The organism is Limnobaculum xujianqingii, assembly GCF_013394855.1.
In the GTDB taxonomy this organism is placed as follows: domain Bacteria; phylum Pseudomonadota; class Gammaproteobacteria; order Enterobacterales; family Enterobacteriaceae; genus Limnobaculum; species Limnobaculum xujianqingii.
The window spans coordinates 2,980,578-2,996,871 of sequence record NZ_JABMLK010000001.1; the positions used below are offsets into that span (position 1 = coordinate 2,980,578).

Genomic DNA, 16,294 nt, shown 5'->3' on the forward strand with positions numbered 1-16,294 from the left:
ACAAGTGACCAATGTGTTTCATGCCATGTGGCATTGTATATATTAAAACAGCGTTTCAAAAAATGATAGCCCTTTGTTTATTTTGAATTTTTTGATACTTATCATATGGTTTGTAGTACAAAACGACCTGTCAGAGTAAGAACTTAATGATAAAAACTTAAATAATTCATGTAATCGATTGCGTATTTTGGTATATGTAGCGGCTTAGTTTTCCATTACTTCATCTTTTTCCCGGATATCAAAATGAACAAACCAGTTTCTGGACCTGCTAATGGGCAAGGATTACTAGAGCGCATATTTCAGTTAAATCAACATGGGACAACCATCAGAACTGAGATTGTAGCTGGCTTTACCACCTTTTTAACTATGGTTTATATCGTTTTTGTTAACCCTCAAATTTTAGGGGTGGCAGGAATGGATACCGAAGCCGTTTTTGTTACCACCTGTCTGGTTGCTGCATTTGGTAGCATCTTTATGGGGGTTTTGGCCAATCTGCCGGTTGCACTGGCGCCAGCCATGGGGTTAAACGCCTTTTTTGCCTTCGTGGTGGTTGGGGCGATGGGCCATTCATGGCAAGTGGCCATGGGCGCTATTTTCTGGGGCTCTTTTGGTTTTCTGTTGCTGACGCTATTTCGGATTCGTTACTGGATGATCTCCAGTATCCCGGTTAGCCTGCGTGTGGGTATTACCAGCGGTATTGGTCTGTTTATCGGGATGATGGGGCTGAAAAACGCCGGTATTATTGTACCGAATCCTGATACGCTGGTGGCAGTAGGTAACCTGACCTCGCTGAATGTTGCGTTAGGTATTTTAGGTTTCTTTATTATTGCAGTACTGGCGGCAAAAAATATTCATGCGGCAGTACTGATCTCCATAGTGGTTACCACAGGTATTGGCCTGCTGGTGGGTGATGTAACCTATCAGGGCGTATTTTCTGCACCGCCAAGTATTGCCAGTATTGTTGGTCAGGTAGATGTAAAAGGGGCGTTGGATATTGGCTTAGCCGGCATCATCTTCTCTTTTATGTTGATTAACCTGTTTGACTCTTCCGGTACGTTAATTGCGGTAACCGACAAGGCCGGACTGGCAGATGAAAATGGTAAGTTCCCACGTATGAAACAGGCATTAATGGTGGACAGTATTACTTCTACCGCTGGTGCTTATTTGGGTACGTCCTCTATCTCTACCTATATTGAAAGCTCTTCCGGGGTTTCTGTTGGTGGAAGAACCGGACTGACGGCGGTTGTGGTTGGTCTGTTATTTTTGCTGGTTATCTTCCTGTCTCCATTGGCGAAAATGGTTCAGCCTTATGCCGTTGCTGGTGCGCTGATTTATGTGGGGGTTCTGATGACCTCCAGCCTGTCTCGTGTGAAATGGAATGATTTAACTGAAGCAACACCAGCGTTTATTACTGCAGTAATGATGCCGTTTACTTTCTCTATTACCGAAGGGATTGCTTTAGGTTTTATCTCTTACTGTGTAATGAAAGCGGGCGTTGGCCGTTGGAGAGAAATTAATCCTTGCGTACTGATTGTTGCTTTACTGTTTTTGATTAAGATTGTTTTTGTCGATCATTAATTTAATTGAAAAAAACCGGCCTGAAATTCAGGCCGGTTTTTTATTGTCTCCAGTAATTAGTGAGTCTGAATAGCCGGAGATGAAGGTGTTTCCGTTTGTTTTTTTTCCTCAACAGCCTGATGAGCTTCCCGATAAGCGGTCAGAAACACGCTGAAAAAACCATTAGTTGGATACCATTGATCATCTTTCTTAACCACTGGCATATCGATATATAATTCCAGTTCTTTATCTTTGTTAGCGTCGTCAAGCATCCGGCTCATCAAACCATCGTTATATCCAACGGCAAGAGGGCAGATATAATAAGGATCTTTGGTTACCTCACATTCGCTAAGGATTTTAATCCATGTGACTTTTTCCGGCATAGAGATGATGTATTTGCCGGTATTACCGCCATTAATAATTTTATCCAACTGCATCAGACCCGCCAGAAACGCGATTTTTATGCCTGTTCTTTTTCACTCAGCATATTGTAATAGGCATTTTCACCGTTAACTTTTCTTATAATTTTATCTCTGTCTTCAATATTAACAGTGAAATCGCTTTTGCTGGTTGGCACTACCTGATAGTTAAACTCTTCGACAATGTCGGTAGCCGTTTTATCTCTTCCTGAGGCTTTATAGGTTACTGAGGCTGTACAACTGCGTACACGCGATTCGTCGTTATAAGTCGTTTGGCTCATTCCAGCTATTGAATTAAGTCGGTAAAAAATTGGCTGACCGATAATTTTCTGAAGTCTGATGTTATTCGTTGATGGTTTTGCGTTATCAATAGCATTGAAGCTTTGGTTTAGCTGTTGAACAATTTTTATATTATTGCAGTCCGGTGCTGTAGACGGCGTGAAATAAACGATAAGAATGACGACTGCAACCGCAATAATCAGCAATTTCTTAAGGCATCCCCCTCCATTACTTTTTTTGACGGGAGCTGATGCTGGCGTTACTGATGGTGGTAGTTTTACCGTGCTTTTAGGGGGAGTAATATATTGTTTAGTTTTAGCCGATTTCTTCTTTTTCTTTTGTGGCGAATTGGTTGGTGGTTTTTTTACCAGTTCGCGCTTTTCAAGCCACGCCAGTAGCTCATCACTGTCTTTAAAATGAATATCAGGATGTTGGGAAAGTACTGTCTTAGCTCTTTTTATCGTGCGTTCATTAAGAATGCCGGAATAGTACAACAGCATTAGCATTTCCAGCACGTTGCTATCGGTAGACGACGTTTCATCGTGTTCGATATTAGGTGATTCCGGCTGGAAATTGTCGATAACCGCAGATTCAGTGGCTACTTTTTCAATAACCATTTCGGAATTAGAGGCGAGTTCTTCAGGGATGATTTGTTCAGGAATATCCTCAGGCTGGTTTTCTTCAACAATCTCTGGCTCAGGAATATCTTCAGGCTGGCTTTCTTCAACAATCTCTGGCTCAGTATTATCCTCAGGCTGGTTTTCTTCGACAACTTCTGGCTCAGGAATATCTTCAGGCTGGTTTTCTTCAACAGCCTCTGGTTCAGGAATATTTTCAGGCTGGTTTTCTTCAACGGTTTCTTGTTCTATCGCAGGTTCGTTGGTTACCGGACGTTCACTGATGATTCGATTTTCCAGTAGCCAATCGATAGCACCATCCTGAGAGTCAAAGCTAACGTTGGAGATAAATTGCAGGTAGAGCTTTGCCCGACTCAGTTGATCTTCGGTGATCAGGTTTTGTTCATACAGTCGGGTAAGCAGCTCCGTCCGTTGAGTGTTATCTGACATTTCTGATTATTCCTGTAATTATTATTCGTTTTCTGACGGGTTATTCATCGTCATTGTCATACCCATGGAAGCTGGAGATGGTCATGGAGACATCATTTTTTACATTATTACCGGGCTCCAGATGATAAGAAATGGATTCTCCATCGGAAGGTACTATGCGCATATTGCACTGGCGGAAAGCATTAGAATCGTTGGTCTGAATGATTTTTCCTGCTGAGAATTGAGGCATCTTTTCATGAGGATGCTTCTCTTTATAATGTTTTCTTAGTGCGTTTAAAACGCTCTGAACAATCATTGGATGATCGCAATTTGCTGCGACTACTACGGGTTCCGGAGCTGGAGTTACAGGTTGTTCAGATCTGACTGAGGGTGTTGCTGACGTTGGGGGGATATCTGTTGCCGGCAATGGGGCGATAGATTCAACGTTCTGCAGTTCAGAGTCTGGTTTATCAGTTTTGCTGCATTTATTTACCCAGCTAATAAACATCATAAATAGAATAAAAGGCAGCAATTTACTCTTTATAAATCCGCTCTTTTTCTTTGGCTGATTGACCGATCTTGGTGGTGCCTGTTGAACGATCACGGGCTGATTGGCTTCTCGTTGAATAGAACGCTGGGCGGCTGAATGGTCTACTTGTTCTTGGGCAACCCCTTGTTCCACCAACCATAAGAAAAGGTGGTAAGAGGTATTAAATTTGAGGTCATTACGGCTCAAAAGCAGCGAACGGGCATCCACAAACTGTTGATCATCAATAAAACTGGTATTGTGAAGCTGAGTCAATAAATCAAGATGCTGCTGCTGTTGGGGACTAATACGGTTTTCTGGCTGAGTGACTCTGGTTGATGAACTTGCCTGTGGCGGTGTTTCAGCGGCACTCTCTCCCTGTGGGGCAGCAATAATTTTGTTATTCAATAACCAGGTGATGGCACTTGATTCACTGTCAAAGCCGTTAGCGGTTCCGGACAGCAGGCAGGCAATGGCTTTTCGTCTTTCCTGCTCGGTAATCACGTTTTGACTGGCGAGATTTGCTAATAGCGCAATTTGTTCATCGGTGGAGAGTGCCATAATTAAGCCAAATATTCCCTGTCTGTGTTCCTGATGGTTCGTTATAGCATTTTTAGCTTACTTTGGTGTAGTGAATCCCACTAACTGCGGCAACTTCATTGGGCTGAGAATGCATTTTTCACTGTCTGCTAGCCAGCTTTCAATATGCTGAACGGCTAAATTAGTGCTAATGGCCCAGGCGATATCATGATGGCGACTGGTAATGCAAAATAACTCGGGCTGGAAGTCAGCAAATAGCGTCTTTTGCTGTGGTTTAATTTGAATCTGCTTCATCTGCCAGACGCCTTTAGCCGAAAGCTTTAGTACCGATTCTCTCAGCGTCCAGAGCTGCCAAAAACCATCAGTTTGTTTGGATTCCGGTAAGTTGATTAACCACTGATATTCATCATCACTAAAACTGTATTGTGCTAACTCCATCAGCTTTCTTCTGGGGCGGATATGTTCTACATCTAATCCAATTCGACCGCTTTGTACCAGCGCTACCATAATGTATTCACCGCTGTGGCTGATATTAAAATCAGGCAATTCAGCGTCGGTGAAAATTGGGCGCCCATTATCGGAGGTGATGACAGCAGGAAGTTCAGAACAGCCAAGCTGATGGAACATTAACTCGGCCAACAGCCAGCGGCCAGAAATATATTGCTGGCGACGTTTAGGATTAAACAGTTCCCCTTGCTGCCGAATGGATAGCGAAAGCCGCGATTGCTGAGTGGGTAACCATTCCTCATTCGGCAGGCGCAGCGTTGCAATGGTAATGTTAGTCGCATTTAGATTCATGCTGTCATGATAGGCTGGCACTATTGTGCTGTCAAAAAGCCATCAGAATTTCAGGCCAGTAATGCGTTTGTTTTTGAAGTAATTCTGATCATATCTGGTTATTTCATAAAGTTTAATTAGCTATCGTAATGTGGCTCTTTTCCTCAGTAGCTAAATGGTAAAGTATTGCGGTATCATTTGGGCAGGTGACAATCAGGACATATGAATAACTATTGGATAGTTAGTTCAGATATATATTAATGGAGAACAGATAGCATGAATATGAAAAGAATAAAGTCATTGCTGCTGGGTGTATTGGCAGTTGCGCTTATTGCAGGCTGTAGTACCCGAGTCGCCCGTAATGTGAACGCAGATATTAATGGTGCTTTTGTAATGCCTCAGGTAGAAAAAGCAATTATTGATTCGGGCAGAGCGCAGCACTGGGAAATGAAAAAGATGCGTGACGGATTGATTACCGGTAAGTTGGTAACAGATGACAGTTCAGCAGAAATTCGTATTCCTTATACATTAGCTAATTATTCGATTGAGTATGTTGGTAGTCAGAATCTAAATCCTGGTACTGATAAAGTACCAAGTGATTATAATGATTGGGTATCCGATCTAAATAAAGAAATTCAAAATCGTTTATTAGCACAGCAACAACTTTATAATAAATAAGATAATTTAACGGATAGTTATTTAATAACTATCCGTTATCATCCAGCTCTCCTGATTGCTTTTTCTTTCTAAATTATCTTTCTGTTTTACCTCGTTTTTTATTAACCAATTTAATGCATTAGATAGCATTATTCTGTCGGTAATCATTATTGAACATATATCATGCCGGTTGGCTATCTGGATGGTTCGGATTTTTATTCTGAGGGAGTACAATCACTGCACTCGCAGAAAAAGCACAGAAAGGAATCTCAATGCAGCAGCATTATCGTTATCAGAAACCCCGTTGGATGCGTGATTTGCTACGCTTTTTACCGCTGAAAAGTCAGTTTGTGCTTTCTGGTAACGTTCGGGATCTTCAGGCCAGTGAGATTAGTCCCGATATTGTAACGCCTTTGCCGTTTAATCAGGCGTTGCATAATACGCTGAGGGAGGCGGGCTATCAGCATATTATTGTGTTTAATCCTCTCAATGGCTTCGCGCCAATGGTACCACCGGGAGACGATCCTACCCCTACGCAGAAATTACTTGGTCAGCTTGGTCTGAATGTTGTTGAAGGTCGGGTCAGCGGTGGGATTGATCTGCTAAGCAGCATGCTGGAGAGATTGATTGAGCTGCCGGGAGAACCGGTTGCATTAATCGTCGATTTTGCCTCTTGCCTGATTAACCATCGGGATAACCTTTCTCCTGTAGAACATAACCTGTTTACCCGTGCGCTGGTGCTCTCTCATCAGGCCCGTGCGCGCCCCTGTGGTGAACAGCGCCAGGCTTTCTTTAATACCGTGCTGTGGGTGGTGGAAAAAGAGGGGGATTTACCTGACTGGTTTCTGATAAATAATCCGCGTATCCGTCATATTCCGGTGGCTAAACCGGATCGGATTGCGCGTCGGGCATTAGCGCCAGCATTGTTGCGTTCACTATCCGGGCAGTCTGAAGATGCCACAATGCAGGAAAAAAACGCGCAGGATTTTGTTGATGAAACTGAAGGGTTACTGCTGTTGGATATGAATGCTATTGCTCAACTGGCTCGTATTGAAGGGGTTAGCCAGGAACGTATTAGTGATGCAGTTCGTCGTTATAAAGTGGGAATTACTGAAGACCCATGGTTAAAAATCGAAAAAGATAAAATCCGTAACGCCGGAACCATTATTCAAAAACGGGTGAAGGGGCAGACTCATGCCGTTACCCATATGCTGGATATTATCAAGCGAGCTGTAACCGGTGTTGGCGGAGGGAAACAGGGTGGGCGACCACGTGGTGTAGTATTTCTGGCCGGGCCTACCGGGGTAGGGAAAACTGAGCTGGCAAAAACCGTCACCCAATTACTGTTTGGTGATGAAAGTGCTTATATTCGCTTCGATATGTCAGAATTTAGCGCCGAACATGCGGATCAACGTCTGGTTGGTGCTCCTCCGGGCTATATTGGTTATAACGTCGGTGGTGAGTTAACCAATGCCATTCGGGAAAAGCCGTTTAGCGTAGTACTGTTTGATGAAATAGAAAAAGCCCACCCGCGTCTGATGGATAAATTTCTACAGATTATTGACGATGGCGTGCTGACCTCCGGCCGTGGCGATCGGGTCTATTTTTCTGAAGCGCTGATTATTTTTACCTCCAACCTGGGTATTTATCGTCTGGATAACAGCGGCGAGCGCGTGGCTAACGTAAGGCCTGAAGAGCCATTTGAAACGGTGCAAAAAAATGTGAAAGCAGAAATTGAGCGTCACTTTAAACTGGTGCTCAACCGTCCTGAACTGCTTAACCGTATCGGAGAAAATATTATTGTCTTCGACTTTATTCGTCCTGAAGTGGCGGAGCAGATATTCAGCCAGATGGTAGAGAATACGCTGGAAGGATTAACCAAGCTCGATCTGACAATAACCATCAGTGAAACGGCGCTACATGCGTTACGCCAGCTCTGTCTGGCTGATTTATCTAACGGTGGACGGGGAATTCGTAACCATCTGGAAGCGCATCTGGTTAATCCTCTTTCTCGTGTGCTGTTTGATATAGATGCGCAACCGGGAGATAGCTACCAGATAACAGGTTTACTCACCGGGGAATCAACACAGTTAGTGTTGACCAAACAGGAGTCATCATTCTGATGGCAATTGGCCTGTCGCGGTTACATTTTCCCGTCACCACGCTGGGACCAGGAAAGCGCATTGGTATCTGGTTTCAGGGGTGCTCAATTCGTTGTGCTGGTTGTCTTTCACCGGAAACATGGCGTTTTACCCGGGAAAAAATAGCAACAGAGGCTCTGATAGAGCAAATCCGCCCCTGGTATTCACAGGCGGATGGTATCACTATTTCCGGTGGTGAACCCTTCGATCAGCCAGAGGCATTGACCGCGTTATTGCATGCGATTCGTCAGGATTTTCAAGGTGATATTCTGGTGTTTAGCGGTTATTCATATACGGCCATCAGCGCTTATCTTGATACGATGAATGGATTGATTGATGCGCTGGTTTCCGGCCCCTTTGAGCAGGATAGTCCACAGACCATCAAACTCAGAGGCAGTGATAATCAGGTGTTACACCTGTTGACTGAGGCCGGGAAGGTAAACTTTGGTGATTTTGACCAACCGTTAAACGATAAAGAAAAAGCCCTGGATATGACTATTGATGGGCAGGGGATAGTAAACTTGATAGGTATTCCCCGTCGCGATGATATGGCTCGTTTACAGGTGATTCTTCAACAACAGGGGCATCATTTTGCTCCAATAACTAAATAACCCGGCTCGGAATTTATCGCTATGATGCGTTTTTGCCCAAATTGCCACACGGAACGTGCATTAACAGAAATTTTCTGTGAGGGGCACATCGACAATCATTCTTGCGGCTGGGATCTCTCTTCCGAACCCATTCATGCAGAAGGCTGGCGACCGATTGCCATTATCAGCGCTGAAGATGTGGCTCAGGAAGCGGTTGAAAGCATAGCTACGCCATCAGCTGCTACCCATTGCCAGAACGGCCATCTGATGGAAGAGGGCGATTTAATTTGTATGCAGTGCGGTGCGGATGCCGCTACTGCCACTTCAGATAATTCGGATGTTTCACTTTCTGTCTCCGGGGAAGTTGCTGATACGGATAGCGTGACTTGCATTGGAAACTGGCAAGTTCTACGTCGTATAAACCGTAATGACAGTATTCGCGAACGCTATCAGGCACAGCATCAGCAAAGCGGTCAGCATGGCGTATTGACCCTGTATACCTATGGTGCTGAACCTGATCCGGCCATTTATGAAGTCATCCGCAGGCTACCGCGTGAGCACGTGCCAGAGATTATAGAAACAGGCCGCTGGAACGATCGGGCCTGGCAGGTGGCTGAGGAACTGACAGGCGGCTCACTGGCAGATTCTGCAACCCAGGGTGACTTTTGGCAGCCGGATGAAATTTCCCATATTGTGCGTGAGCTGGGAAGTGCACTATCCAGTTTTTCTGAGCATGGTTTGCGCCATCGCGACCTTCGACCTTCGACCTGCTAATCTGCTGATCCGCACCCGCCACCCGTTAGATATCGTTATTATCGAGTTTGGTTCTGCCTGCCTGTCTGAGTTCGATTTGGATATCGTTTCTCCACTGGAAATTAGTCGCTATAGTGCACCAGAAACATTAGCCGGCGGCGTAGCAGCAGCTTCTGACTGGTGGAGTCTGGGAATTATATTGCTGGAGCAAGTGACTCAGGGCCGCTGTTTTGAAAATATTCATCCTCACGCGTTTTTAATTCAGGTATTGGCTAATGGCATAACGTTGCCTGAAAGTCTGGATGCGAATTTACGTCTTCTGCTGCGGGGACTATTAACCCGCGATCGTCATCAGCGCTGGCAGTGGCCAGAAGTACAAGCCTGGCTGGATGGCCGACCAGTAGCGGTAGCGGATGAAACCCTTTCTGTCTCTGGTAACCAAAATTTTGGCATTACGCTAAATCAGCAGCACTATACTCAACCTGCTATTTTTGCGTTAGCGGCCGCCAGACACCAATACTGGCAAGAAGCGCTGGAATTAATGCAGCATGGAGCCATAACGTCATGGGCACAGCAGGTCGGTTTGGCTGACGCCCTATTGACCATGCTACAGCAGGTGGCCGAACTGACGGATTTGGATGATAACTATCGTCTGATGCTGGTGTTAAAACTGCTGAACCCAAATATGCCGCTGATTCTTCAGGGGGAGATTGTGACACCTTCCTGGCTGCTGGAACATCCGCTGGAAGGTTATGAGTTATTACTCAGTCCATTGCCCGATTTACTTGGTCAGATGGAATCGGGCCATTGGCTGTCACAAATAAAAATACGACAGATAAAAGTCCGGCAGCGGGGAAAAAGCCTGAGAATAGCCTTTGATGAAGAGGCATTGCGTATCCATTTATTGGCCACTTCTCGGGCCCGACTATTGGCTATTTGGGAGGAACAGCGCAAGCTGTTTCCGGATACCACCCATAGTGGACTGAGGACGCTAATCGACCGGCGCAACCTGAATGAAGATGAACTGATTCTGCTGTTAAGTGCCGATATCGGACAGTTTACCTCAGCAGAAAGCCTGCTGGTGCAAGCCAGTACGTTGGCCGATCGTTACAACATAATAAATTTCGACCGGGAGGAGTCACGGGAGCTACTGACTCTTCCCCGCGTCGATATTTATCAGCAGCTGGCGGATCGCCTGGATGGTTTTAACCGCAGTAATATCGCTGATATTGATAGCTGGGCAGAACGCTTTTTACTGACACGTCGTCTGCCACTGGAACAAGTGCTGGTGATGCTAGCGATACCGCCAGAACACTGGATGGTGCCGGAAAAACAGCGCTATATTCATCAGGTTTTGGATTTCTTTACCCGAAAAATAACCGCCTCTACCATGCGAGGTTCACTGGTTCGTATGAGTATCAGCCCCCATGCAGGGCGAGTGGACCTTTATGAACTGGGTGGAGAGAAAAAGAGTTCTGAAGCGCTACTTAATCATTTGCTGACGCGCAATCGGCAGGCAATTCCCGTCGATAGCCAGACCCTGCTGGATAATGAGCTGGTGAGTGGACGGTTGCGCACGCTGAATTCCCAGACTCAGCTCTATATGCGGGATACCGGTATTAATGGCATGTATCTCGGTTTCCCTTTTCTGTTGATTAATACCCAGCCTAAACAGATGAAGCCACGTATTGCGCCTCTGCTGCTGTGGCCGGTAAATATCAATATGGAAGCGGGTATTCGAGGGGTTGCCAGCCTGCGTTTCGACCATGATCGAGGCGCAGTACGTCTAAACCCTGCACTGGAAAACTTTGTTGGTATTCCATCAGTAAAACGTTGGCAAGAGGTGGCAGATCAACTGTTGAGTCAGGCGGCTTTAAGTGTCGAAGAGGTGATGGAGAGCTTCTCTACGCTAGTAGCAGCCCGCGAGAATCAACTGGTCAGGTTACCGCCGTTAGATGTTGAAGTGCCGGAAAACGCCAGTCAACTGGTGTGCTCTGCGGTATTGTTTCATGCCTCGTTTATTGGTCAGGCAATCAGTGAAGATTTGCGTCAGCTGAGTACCCAATCTCCGGGAGGAACTGCGCTGGAAACGGCGCTCGGCCTGAACTCGGATATGAGTGCTGTAAGGCAGCCTGTCAGCGCGGGTGAGTGCTATTTTACCGCCGCCAGCGATCCTTCTCAGGAGTCCGCGGTTCTGGCGGCGCGTAATGCGCCAGGATTATTGATTGAAGGACCGCCGGGCACCGGCAAGAGTCAGACCATCGTTAATATGGTGGCTGACGCCATTGGTCAAAAACGTAGTCTGTTGATTATCTGCCAGAAGCCAGCAGCACTCGAAGTCGTATTTAAACGCATAATGGCTGGTGGATTGGGCGATCGCATTGTGATGGTGAAAGATGCGCAAAAAGATCGCGATACCATTATTCGTAATGTGCGAGCTCAGCTTGAGACACTATATAAACCGGCTGAAACCAGCGAAGTTAATCCGTGGGTTACCTCCAGAAAAAAGAGCGGTCGCCATCTCGATCGGTTGGAGCAGGAGCTGGATAGTTACTATCAGGCTCTGTATCAATCAGATGAACAGACGGGTATCAGCTACCGCTCATTATTAGGTGAGTTGATGGAGCTGGAAGCCTGTCCGGATCGTCTGGAGGTTCCTGCGCTACAACCGATACTGCAGCGTTATTCTCTTGAACAAATAGAAGATATCAAACTGGCAATTATTCCCGGCATTGCGTTATGGCTGGAAGCGAATTACGAGCAAAGCCCACTGGTACAACTGAGTCCCTTCTTATCAAATCAGGCTACGTTGTTTGATTTTTTCGCTCGTTTTGAACGGTTTTGTCAGGCAGAACAGCAACGGGATGTGATTCTGGCTAACCCGCATCGTGCTTTTGAGGTAACGGAAGAGAGTGAATATCGGGAAAGTTTAGCGAATTGTCGGGCATCGCTGGCATTGTTAACTTCCGCCGAATGGGAAAATCTGGCCCGGTGGTTACCGCTATTTTTCGCTTATCACGGCAGTATTGTGCAAGGTGAGCAGATATTGGCCCAACTGGAGCAGTTGTCCGCCCGGTTACAGCAAATAGATTCCTCCGGCTGCGACCAACTGCTGTTTGAACCTTTGGCTAATTGTGACAGTCAGCTGTTGCTACAGCTGATTGCTGCCGCTACGGCAGAGACCGAAAAGCGCGGTTTTCTTCAGGCATTGAATCCGTTCTACTATCTGCGCCGCGGTAAATTGAGAGCGTTTTTATTACAAACAGGGCTACAAAACAGCCATGACACCGTGATGCGTTTGTTAATTTCTGCTCGTTCCGAGCAGCAATGGCGCGGAGTCAGAACAGAGCTTAACCGCCTGCATCAACGTCTGAATTTGCCGCAGGTTGGACTGCTGGATAGCCTGGAGCTGGCTAACCAACTGGGTACCACTCTGCGAGATTTCCGACGCAGTGCTTCGCTGTATCAGCCGTTGTCTGTTTCGCCTGATATTAACCGATTGATTCCGGCGATTATTGAACATCAGCAGGCTGGTTTTGAGGGGGAATGTGAAGAAATTACCGCCGCCATTAACCGCTGTCAGGCACGGGCAGCGAGTTTAAGCGCACTGGAAAACCTGCGGGACTGGCTGGAAGCATCGGCAAGCGATGAGTTTACTTTAGCGATTCATCAGAATCGTCCGCTGACTTATTCCCTTGAAGCGATTACTGCGGCATTACCGTCTCTGGCTGCTTATCAACAGTTTCGCCCTGTTGCAGCCCAACTGGATAAGACCTGTCTGACGGTGCTGGAGATTTTGCGCCAGCAACAGAAAATTCTGCATGGTTTCAGTCAGTCACAGTTGGAGCTGGTGGTGGCCCGGGCGCTGGATCGCGAAGTGCGTTTAGTCTGGAAACAGCAAATGGAGTGGCGTTCACCGATATTGCTGCAGGAGCAAGCCACCATCAATGACAAGATTGAACAGCTGGCGAATGCGGATAGCCAAATGAGGGCACTGAACCGGCTGGAACTCACTGAAGTTATCAAAACCAACAATATTAGCCCATTGCGGGCGTGGGAAGAGATCACCCGCCTGACGGGGAAACGGGCACGGCGATTGCGGGAGTTTATGGAGCAGGGAACGGCTCGGGGATTGATGCAACTGCGACCAGTCTGGCTGATGACGCCGGATGTTGCCAGTCAGGTACTGCCGTTAAAAGCCGGATTGTTCGATACGGTGATTTATGATGAAGCCTCGCAGATGCCGGTAGAGTTTGCACTGCCTACCCTGTTTCGTAGCCGGAATATGGTGGTCAGCGGCGATGAGAAACAGATGCCGCCATCCACCTTCTTCTCTGGCAGGGGCATTGTTGATAACGATGCAGACGATAATGAAGACGAACTTGAGGCGGATAATAGCCAACAGGAAGCCGCAGCAGAGAACTGGAACTATCGGCAAATTAGCGACTGTCCGGACTTATTGCATCTGGCCCGAACGGTATTGCCAGTACAAACGCTGGAAATCCACTATCGTTCTGCCTATCGGGAGCTGATTAATTTCTCTAACTATGCATTTTATGAGAATCGCTTAAATATTCCGGTACAGCACTCCGGCAAAGTTATTGATGCGGTTAAACCGGTCTCTTTGATCATGGTGAATGGGCTGTATCAGAATCAAAGTAACCAGCAGGAAGCCGAACAGGTTGCCATTACGCTGGCAGAAATTTGGCAACAGCCTTACGCTCAGCGCCCTTCCGTTGGTGTGGTGACCTTTAACCAGAAGCAGGCCCAGCTGATCCAAAATGTCCTGGAGGCGAAAGCGGAGCAGGATGAGGGGTTCCGTCTGGCTTACTATGAAGAGCAGCAGCGGCTGGAAGATGATGAGGATATGTCATTCTTTGTGAAGAATGTGGAAAACGTTCAGGGGGATGAGCGGGATGTGATTATCTTCTCCACTACCTTTGGACGTAACCATCAGGGTACTTTCCGGCGTAATTTCGGTATTCTCGGCCAACAGGGCGGTGAGCGACGGTTAAACGTTGCCATTACCCGTGCCAGAAAGCAGGTAATGATTATGTCTTCTATGCCAATTGAAGAGATTTCTGATTTGCTCTCTACCCGCCGTCAGCCTGATATTCCTCGCGATTTTCTGCAAGGGTATCTGGAATATGCCCGCAGCCTGTCAACGGGTGAATTTGCCAACGGTCAGGCGCTACTAAAGCGAATGAACCGGACAGAATTAGCCAGCAGAGCCCAGACAGAACAACATGATGGTTTTATTGCGTCGGTTGTTGAGTATATTCGTTCTCAGGGTTGGTTGATTGCTGACTCCCGTCAGGAAGGTGCTTTCTATTTTGATTGTATTATTGAAGATCCGCTAACGGGACGCTATCTGCTGGGAATTGAGTGCGATATGCCACGCCATGGCTTGCTACAGCATGCCCGAGCCCGTGAGTTATGGCGCCCGTTGGTGTTGAAGCGGGTTGCACCATATCGCCACCGTATTTCAATACAAAATTGGTATAACAATGGCCCAGAGGAACAAGCTCGTTTAAAACAGGCCATTTTGCAGTCAATCAATGCAGAACAACCTGAGGTTGCTGCCATCACCTCTGAAAATATAAGCGAGGAAAATCCATGAGTTCATCTGTACATGTTATTCGAGCCAGAAGTGAGGATATCGCAGAATATCGCCGTTCAATGGCCTGTTTGAACGCGCTGATGAAACAATGGGAGGCGGTTAACCAACAATATAGTGAAGTGGATGCGCTGAAGATTGAACAAATACGTCAGCGCTTTGAGGAAATGAAGCAATATCAAAAGGATATTCACCGTTATAGCGCGGAAGCATTTGCCCACTTAACTGAACAAATCCCCGGCATGATTGAGTTTGTTCGCCAGGATATTGAGCAGATGCAGGAAGCGCTGATTGAACAACATACTGTGCAACGCCAGCATCAGCGTGCGCAGCAGGAAAATGCCGCAATGTTGTTGAATCTCTTGCAACAAAGAATGCCGGAACAGCAAACGTTGTTACAACAGCTTGATGAAGTGACAAAAGGTGAGCAAACCAGCAGCGCAGAAAAGATATTAAGTCAGGCTATATTGATGATTGGCCAACAGCCAGCCCGTCTGACAGAAGCACAGCAGGCGCTGGCCCAGCGTTTAAAAGAACCTATGTCCGAAGGGCAACAGGCTATAATGCAGCAGGGTGATCACCACAGCAGTCAATCTTTACAGCGAATTGATCGGCATATTGCTGAACTGACAGTGTTAGACCCTCAACAAGATATCGCTCTTTTTATGCAGCGCGCAGCAGAGTTGGATCGACTGACGCAAGATTCAAACTGGAACATGCTAAAGGATTCATTGATTCTGGATTTAGCGCAGGCCACCCGCCATGCCAGAATTGTGACAGAAAAAAGGCAACAGCTCGGTTTACTGCTTGCCGGACTTGAGAGCTACCATTCTCCAGCAATTTCAGCCCTGATTGAGAGATTAAATCTGGTACTCACCTCTCGCGAGCTACAACCATTGATTGAAGCTATTACCGTCGCTCAGGCCGCCACAGAACAACAGCAACAAGATATTGCTGCGTTAGCCAGACGTGAAGCGGTTCTCGATGGGCTGGCAAAATTGGGATATGAAGTTCGTGAGAGTGATGCAGAAGCATGGCTTGATGATGGTAAAGTCGTGATTCGCAAACCGGCGACACCGGGCTACGGTCTGGAATTAGCCGGCGCTAAAGGAAGTGAACGTTTTCAGGTTCGGGCGGTGGCGTTTTCAGAACAGCGAGATACCCAGCTTGATGCTGATATTGAGTCAATCTGGTGTGGTGAACATCAACAGCTTCAGCAAATATTGGCAGAAACCGGTGATAGGTTAACCGTAGAGCGTGCGCTGGCGGCAGGAGAATCCCCTCTTAAAGTCGCCAGACCGGCAGATGTACCAGCAGAACAGGTTGATTACCGCTATCGTGGTGAAGGGAGCCGTAGTCTTGATTAAGGCGGATTGTTATACTGAGTAACCT

At 46.7% G+C, this 16,294-nt stretch carries 11 protein-coding genes; 7 read left to right on the forward strand and 4 right to left on the reverse strand.

Going from position 1 to position 16,294, the window contains the following annotated elements:
- Positions 1-243 precede the first annotated feature (243 nt).
- Complete coding sequence (locus tag GOL65_RS13765) at positions 244-1,578, forward strand: NCS2 family permease (protein ID WP_140920630.1); 1,335 nt, start codon at positions 244-246, stop codon at positions 1,576-1,578.
- A 56-nt stretch (positions 1,579-1,634) separates the two neighbouring features.
- On the opposite strand, the gene GOL65_RS13770 is transcribed toward GOL65_RS13765, so the two are convergent.
- The 4 genes from GOL65_RS13770 to GOL65_RS13785 are packed head-to-tail and all read right to left on the reverse strand — an operon-like array spanning position 1,635 to position 5,165.
- Positions 1,635-1,994, reverse strand: coding sequence for a hypothetical protein (locus tag GOL65_RS13770; RefSeq protein WP_140920629.1), 360 nt, complete (start codon positions 1,992-1,994; stop codon positions 1,635-1,637).
- Positions 1,995-2,017: 23 nt separating this feature from the next.
- Complete coding sequence (locus tag GOL65_RS13775; RefSeq protein WP_140920628.1) at positions 2,018-3,322, reverse strand: hypothetical protein; 1,305 nt, start codon at positions 3,320-3,322, stop codon at positions 2,018-2,020.
- Positions 3,323-3,362: 40 nt separating this feature from the next.
- Positions 3,363-4,388: a hypothetical protein gene (locus GOL65_RS13780; protein ID WP_140920627.1), complete on the reverse strand. Its 1,026-nt coding sequence runs from the start codon at positions 4,386-4,388 to the stop codon at positions 3,363-3,365.
- 57 nt (positions 4,389-4,445) lie between these two features.
- On the reverse strand, positions 4,446-5,165 hold the full coding sequence (locus tag GOL65_RS13785) for a 4'-phosphopantetheinyl transferase family protein (RefSeq protein ID WP_140920625.1): 720 nt from the start codon (positions 5,163-5,165) through the stop codon (positions 4,446-4,448).
- A gap of 255 nt (positions 5,166-5,420) precedes the next feature.
- Between GOL65_RS13785 and GOL65_RS13790 the strand changes: the two genes are divergently transcribed.
- The 6 genes from GOL65_RS13790 to GOL65_RS13810 all read left to right on the forward strand — a co-directional run bounded on the left by GOL65_RS13790 (position 5,421) and on the right by GOL65_RS13810 (position 16,269).
- On the forward strand, positions 5,421-5,822 hold the full coding sequence (locus tag GOL65_RS13790; RefSeq protein WP_140920623.1) for a hypothetical protein: 402 nt from the start codon (positions 5,421-5,423) through the stop codon (positions 5,820-5,822).
- 251 nt (positions 5,823-6,073) lie between these two features.
- Positions 6,074-7,924: an AAA family ATPase gene (locus tag GOL65_RS13795; RefSeq protein ID WP_140920621.1), complete on the forward strand. Its 1,851-nt coding sequence runs from the start codon at positions 6,074-6,076 to the stop codon at positions 7,922-7,924.
- On the forward strand, positions 7,924-8,553 hold the full coding sequence (locus GOL65_RS13800) for a 4Fe-4S single cluster domain-containing protein (RefSeq protein ID WP_140920619.1): 630 nt from the start codon (positions 7,924-7,926) through the stop codon (positions 8,551-8,553). Before GOL65_RS13795 ends, GOL65_RS13800 begins: the two co-directional genes overlap by 1 nt.
- Before the next feature lie 21 nt (positions 8,554-8,574).
- Positions 8,575-9,306, forward strand: a complete 732-nt coding sequence (locus tag GOL65_RS22065; protein ID WP_218652033.1) for a serine/threonine-protein kinase — start codon at positions 8,575-8,577, stop codon at positions 9,304-9,306.
- Entirely contained in the window at positions 9,242-14,905 is a 5,664-nt protein-coding gene (locus GOL65_RS13805) for an AAA domain-containing protein (protein WP_218652034.1), read from the forward strand. Before GOL65_RS22065 ends, GOL65_RS13805 begins: the two co-directional genes overlap by 65 nt.
- Positions 14,902-16,269 (forward strand): hypothetical protein, encoded by a 1,368-nt coding sequence (locus GOL65_RS13810; RefSeq protein WP_140920617.1) that lies wholly within the window; start codon positions 14,902-14,904, stop codon positions 16,267-16,269. Before GOL65_RS13805 ends, GOL65_RS13810 begins: the two co-directional genes overlap by 4 nt.
- Positions 16,270-16,294 lie beyond the last annotated feature (25 nt).

Bases quoted from the DNA above. Each gene is read 5' to 3' on its own strand.
- GOL65_RS13765 (WP_140920630.1), top strand. From the start codon at position 244: ATGAACAAACCAGTTTCTGGACCTGCTAATGGGCAAGGATTACTAGAG.
- GOL65_RS13770 (WP_140920629.1), bottom strand. From the start codon at position 1,994: ATGCAGTTGGATAAAATTATTAATGGCGGTAATACCGGCAAATACATC.
- GOL65_RS13775 (WP_140920628.1), bottom strand. From the start codon at position 3,322: ATGTCAGATAACACTCAACGGACGGAGCTGCTTACCCGACTGTATGAA.
- GOL65_RS13780 (WP_140920627.1), bottom strand. From the start codon at position 4,388: ATGGCACTCTCCACCGATGAACAAATTGCGCTATTAGCAAATCTCGCC.
- GOL65_RS13785 (WP_140920625.1), bottom strand. From the start codon at position 5,165: ATGAATCTAAATGCGACTAACATTACCATTGCAACGCTGCGCCTGCCG.
- GOL65_RS13790 (WP_140920623.1), top strand. From the start codon at position 5,421: ATGAATATGAAAAGAATAAAGTCATTGCTGCTGGGTGTATTGGCAGTT.
- GOL65_RS13795 (WP_140920621.1), top strand. From the start codon at position 6,074: ATGCAGCAGCATTATCGTTATCAGAAACCCCGTTGGATGCGTGATTTG.
- GOL65_RS13800 (WP_140920619.1), top strand. From the start codon at position 7,924: ATGGCAATTGGCCTGTCGCGGTTACATTTTCCCGTCACCACGCTGGGA.
- GOL65_RS22065 (WP_218652033.1), top strand. From the start codon at position 8,575: ATGATGCGTTTTTGCCCAAATTGCCACACGGAACGTGCATTAACAGAA.
- GOL65_RS13810 (WP_140920617.1), top strand. From the start codon at position 14,902: ATGAGTTCATCTGTACATGTTATTCGAGCCAGAAGTGAGGATATCGCA.